The following is a 530-nucleotide window of genomic DNA, read 5'->3' on the forward strand; positions in this document are numbered from 1 at the left end:
AGGTCGCCGCCGCGTTGCGTACCGGGCGCACCCGACGTAAGCCACACCGGCAGCCCGACCAGCGCACACCCCGATTCACCGATTCGATGGTGATGATCTCCCAGCGGCCACCCGAGGTGGAGGACCGTGCCGTGCCCGGCCACTGGGAGGGCGATCTGATCGTCGGCACTCGCAGCGAGTCGGCGATCGTGACCCTGGTCGAGCGCACCACCCGGTACGTGCTGCTCGGGCATCTGCCCGGCGGGCACACCGCCGAAGAAGTCCGTGACGTGCTGGTCCCGCTGATCGGCGTCCTGCCCGAGCAGCTGCGCGGCTCACTGACCTGGGACCAGGGGTGTGAGATGGCCGCCCACCAACAGTTCACGGTCGCGACCAACGTGCCGGTCTACTTCTGCGATCCGCACTCGCCCTGGCAGCGCGGATCGAACGAGAACACCAACGGACTGCTGCGCCAGTACTTCCCCAAGGGCACCGACCTATCAATCTACGGGCCAGAGGACCTCGAGCATGTGGCCCAGGAACTCAACGGC

1 protein-coding gene is annotated in these 530 nt (G+C 67.5%); it reads left to right on the forward strand.

Going from position 1 to position 530, the window contains the following annotated elements; all coding sequences use genetic code 11:
* Positions 1 to 530: IS30 family transposase (locus tag ABD907_RS20520; protein WP_345219144.1), on the forward strand; the 530-nt coding region annotated here is incomplete at both ends.

Source organism: Georgenia halophila (assembly GCF_039541595.1).